Origin of the sequence: Lentibacter sp. XHP0401, from assembly GCF_025751535.1 — a bacterium.
In the GTDB taxonomy this organism is placed as follows: Bacteria; Pseudomonadota; Alphaproteobacteria; order Rhodobacterales; family Rhodobacteraceae; genus Lentibacter.
The window spans coordinates 1-4300 of sequence record NZ_JAOWLC010000023.1 but is presented as its reverse complement, the minus strand read 5'-3'; the positions used below and the strand labels follow the sequence as shown (position 1 = coordinate 4300).

Genomic DNA, 4300 nt, shown 5'->3' with positions numbered 1-4300 from the left:
TCAGTGGTTATGATGAGCCAACAACACTCTCTTATCAAATAACGCTATTTGGACCCATAAGCGCTGACGTCAGACAGTTGGAACGACAACGATATCCAGTGGGAACTGGCTTTTTAAATACTGGCTACCCTTTTGCGCAGGTGTGTCTGAAACTAGATAGCATTCGAGATCAGCATCCGGGTTCAACTTGATCACAAATTTGTTGCCATTCGTGGCGGTCAACTCAATCTTGGCTGTCACTTCTTTGAAGTTATGTACGCAGTATCGCAGGTCTAGTTGCACCACAGACTGAGGGACAAAATAGGTCGCGCATACTCCATGCACATCTTGCGATCTAAGTTGAGACGATCTCCGGCGCGCTGAACGAAGTACATCAAAAGCTATCCGCAATGCATCCAACGACGTAGACTTACCTGCGTTGTTCGGGCCAACCAAAACATTTTTGTCACGCGCTGAAATCTTAAATCGGGGAAACGATTTATAGTCAAAAAATTCCAAAGACTTAAGTTTCATCAGTCACCTGTCCGCCTTACCTGACTGCCTAGTATTAACGAACTAATTGACTATTGACAGTAGAACCTCGATCGAACTTCCGTTGGCAAGCCTATCGGCCCGAAAGTCAGCTTTTCAAGCTGCAATCACTGTACCAAAAAGTACTAGGCAATGCCAGCAAAGGGCCGTGCGCCCCAGCCGGTTAAGTCTTTCGATACCAGCGGAGGTTTGCTCCGTCACGCCCTTCGTCTTCCACTCCAGGAAAAGTAGCTAAGTTGGCTCGAAAATCTCTGCCGATTTGTCTAGCCGAGCCTTGTTCTTCTGGCCATTCGTTTCCAAGAAGGTCACGAATATTGAAGCGGCTGTCTGGTTCCAGATTTCCTATCCGTTCCGCAATAATTGCTCTCAGATCTTCGAACATGGCTATGTCCTATATGTTGGGGGCTTTCAACATAAACGAATGGCATCGATGTTGTCGAATGTCTTCTTCGACGTGCCGCATCGCAGCGATTTAACAGCCAACTGGATGTCTCCTAAGGACCGAAAGCACACACGTCGAAAACCCGGCTCTATGGCGGCAAGGCGTGCTTGCCCCCTCTTCAACGTCCGCTCCATAGCCCGCATTCTGAAAATCGGCGCCTGATACGCGGCTCTTTCTGCGCCTGCTTTCCCCCATTCAAACTGCTCTCGCCCTGCCGTGTCTTCCAAAAACATCCCGCGACAGAACGTATCTGCAACCATTCTAAGCTAGACCTGCGCCAAAAGCATGTTTAAGAACTGCCGCAAGAGGCTGCAGGAATCTGCGGTCCAATTACCGTATAGGCATCAAATGCCTGAGAAAAATGGAGAATGCTCGTGTCCCACGCAGAAGATCACGAAGGCACACGTAGAGACTTTATCTACTATGCCACTGCTGGTGCCGGCGCCGTCGCCACTGGCGCTGCCGTCTGGCCCATGGTCAACCAGATGAACCCGTCCGCCGATGTTCAGGCGATGTCGTCCATCCGCGTTGATATTTCGGGTGTTGAAGTTGGCACGCAGCTCACTGTCAAATGGCTCGGCAAGCCCGTGTTTATCCGCCGCCGCACAGCCGAAGAAATCGCCGATGCGCGCGCGGTCACGATGGACCAGCTGACAATCGACCAGACGTCTCAGAACAACAACAACTTTGATGCCGACGCGAGCGATGAAAACCGCGCGCTTTCGGAAGATGGCGAATGGCTGGTAATGATCGGCGTTTGTACGCACCTCGGCTGCGTTCCCATCGGTGACGGCGCTGGCGACTTCGGCGGCTGGTTCTGCCCCTGCCACGGCTCGCACTATGATACATCAGGCCGTATCCGCAAAGGTCCGGCTCCTCTCAACCTTCTCATTCCAGTCGCTGCCTTCGAAGGCGACGAATTGATCCTCGGATAAGGAAGCGCGCAATGTCTGGTATTCCACACGACCATTACGAGCCCAAAACGGGCGCCGAAAAATGGCTCCACAAGCGCCTGCCCATCGTAGGCCTGCTTTATGACACACTGATGATCCCGACCCCGAAAAACCTGAACTGGTGGTGGATCTGGGGCATCGTTCTGGCCTTCTGCCTTGTGTTGCAAATCGCAACAGGCATCGTTCTGGCCATGCACTACACACCGCATGTCGATCAGGCGTTTGCATCGATCGAGCACATCATGCGCGATGTAAACGGTGGCCACTTCCTGCGCTACCTGCACATGAACGGCGCGTCGCTGTTCTTCTTCGCGGTTTATATCCACATCTTCCGCGGCCTCTACTACGGCTCATACAAGTCACCGCGTGAAGTCACATGGATCGTCGGTATGCTTATCTTCGTTCTGATGATGGGCACAGGCTTCATGGGCTACGTTCTGCCATGGGGTCAAATGTCCTTCTGGGGCGCGACAGTTATCACCGGCCTCTTCGGTGCGATCCCGTTCATCGGCGAGGGCATCCAGACATGGCTCCTCGGCGGACCGGCCGTTGACAACGCAACGCTCAACCGCTTCTTCTCGCTGCACTACCTGCTGCCTTTCGTGATTGCCGCTCTCGTGGTTGTTCACATCTGGGCTTTCCACACCACGGGCAACAACAACCCCGCAGGTGTTGACGTGCGCAAAGGCTCCAAAGCCGAAGCCGAGAAAGACACACTGCCGTTCTGGCCTTACTTCGTGATCAAGGATCTCTTCGCTCTGGCAGTTATCCTCATGGTGTTCTGGGCGATTGTCGGCTTCATGCCAAACTACCTTGGCCACCCCGATAACTACATCGAGGCCAACCCGCTGGTGACACCTGCACACATCGTCCCCGAATGGTACTTCCTGCCGTTCTACGCGATCTTGCGCGCCTTCACTTCGGAAGTCTGGATCGTTATCGCGGCCAACTGGATCACCGGTGGTATCATCACGGCAAAGTTCTTCGGTGTTATCGCCATGTTCGGCGCCATCATCGTTATGGCCCTCGTGCCATGGCTTGATACATCACGCATCCGCTCGGGCCGTTACCGCCCCATGTTCAAATGGTGGTTCTGGCTTCTGGTTGTCGACTTCATCATCCTGATGTGGCTCGGCGCAATGCCGGCCGAAGAGCCCTACGCAACATGGTCACTCATCGCGTCGGCCTATTGGTTCGGTTACTTCCTCGTCATCCTCCCGCTTCTGGGCGTGATCGAGAAACCGCTGCCAATGCCCAACACGATCGAAGAAGATTTCGAAGCCCACTACGGTGCCAAAAGCACCACACCGGCCGAATAAGAAAGGACAAGGGAACAATGTTTAAGAAACTTGCACTCTCCGCAGTCGCAGCCCTCGCCCTCTCGACGGGTGGTCTGTACGCCGCGGGCGGCGAAGGTCACATCGAGGATGTGGACTTCTCCTTCGAAGGCCCGTTTGGCGCCTTCGATCAAAACCAGCTTCAGCGCGGCCTTCAGGTCTACACCGAAGTCTGCGCAGCTTGCCACGGCCTGCAATATGTGCCCCTGCGCACATTGGCCGATGAAGGCGGCCCGCACTTCTCGGATGCCGAAGTGCGCGCTTATTCGTCCTCAAACTTCTCCGTCTATGACGCAGAGCTTGACGATGACCGTGAAGCAATTCCGACCGATCACTTCCCCGGCTCCGGTGATCCGAACGCGCCCGACCTGTCCCTGATGGCCAAAAAGCGCGCCGGTTTCCACGGCCCCTACGGCTCGGGCATGAACCAGCTCTTCAAAGGCATGGGCGGCCCCGAGTATATCTACTCGATTCTCACAAGCTACACAGGCGAGGAGAAAGAAGAAGCCGGGACGCTGTTCTACGAAAACACCGCCTTCCCGGGCGGATGGATCGCAATGGCACCTCCCCTGTTCGAAGATCAGGTCGAGTTTAACGACGGTCACAGCAACTCCATGCACCACGTGGCCCAAGATATTTCCGCCTTCCTGATGTGGACAGCAGAACCAAAGATGATGGCCCGCAAACAAACAGGCTTCATCGGCGTTCTGATGCTGGCGATCCTCGCATCCCTGCTCTACCTCAGCAACAAGCGCCTCTGGGCTCCACACAAACCCAAGAAGCACTAAGCCCTCGCAGCCCCGCGCTGCCTCTGGCTTCTTCTGTTCAATAATACCTAATCCCCCGCCTAAAAAGCGGGGGTTTTTGCTTTTTGAGGCACTGCCCCAGCCAAACAGACCGCTCCGCTCACCAAGGTATTGCGCTGCCTTCGGCATCGCGGTGGGGGGGGGGGGGGGGGCCGGGGGGGGCCCCCCCCCCCGGGGGGGGGCCGCCAAGGGGGGGGGCAAGCAGAAGGGGGGGGGGCCGGGGGGGTGTTT

Annotated in this window: 6 protein-coding genes; 3 read left to right on the top strand and 3 right to left on the bottom strand. The window is 55.4% G+C overall.

The window, feature by feature from the left end; genetic code table 11:
- Window positions 1-69: 69 nt before the first annotated feature.
- The 3 genes from OE750_RS18110 to OE750_RS18100 form a co-directional block, all read right to left on the bottom strand.
- Complete coding sequence (locus OE750_RS18110; RefSeq protein WP_263765706.1) at window positions 70-513, bottom strand: ATP-binding protein; 444 nt, start codon at window positions 511-513, stop codon at window positions 70-72.
- A gap of 181 nt (window positions 514-694) precedes the next feature.
- A complete protein-coding gene (locus OE750_RS18105) occupies window positions 695-913 on the bottom strand; it encodes a hypothetical protein (protein ID WP_263765705.1) in 219 nt (72 codons plus the stop codon).
- Window positions 914-939: 26 nt separating this feature from the next.
- Window positions 940-1233, bottom strand: a complete 294-nt coding sequence (locus tag OE750_RS18100) for a hypothetical protein (RefSeq protein WP_263765704.1) — start codon at window positions 1231-1233, stop codon at window positions 940-942.
- Window positions 1234-1347: 114 nt separating this feature from the next.
- On the opposite strand from OE750_RS18100, the gene petA reads away from it, so the two are divergent.
- Genes petA through OE750_RS18085 form a run of 3 tightly spaced genes read left to right on the top strand, consistent with a single transcriptional unit; the run spans window position 1348 to window position 4051 of the window.
- Window positions 1348-1908 carry a ubiquinol-cytochrome c reductase iron-sulfur subunit gene (gene petA, locus OE750_RS18095; RefSeq protein ID WP_263765703.1) on the top strand — a complete coding sequence of 187 codons (561 nt, stop codon included), beginning with the start codon at window positions 1348-1350 and terminating at the stop codon, window positions 1906-1908.
- An 11-nt stretch (window positions 1909-1919) separates the two neighbouring features.
- Entirely contained in the window at window positions 1920-3245 is a 1326-nt protein-coding gene (petB, locus tag OE750_RS18090; RefSeq protein WP_263765702.1) for a cytochrome b, read from the top strand.
- Between the two features lie 17 nt (window positions 3246-3262).
- Entirely contained in the window at window positions 3263-4051 is a 789-nt protein-coding gene (locus OE750_RS18085; RefSeq protein ID WP_263765701.1) for a cytochrome c1, read from the top strand.
- Window positions 4052-4300 lie beyond the last annotated feature (249 nt).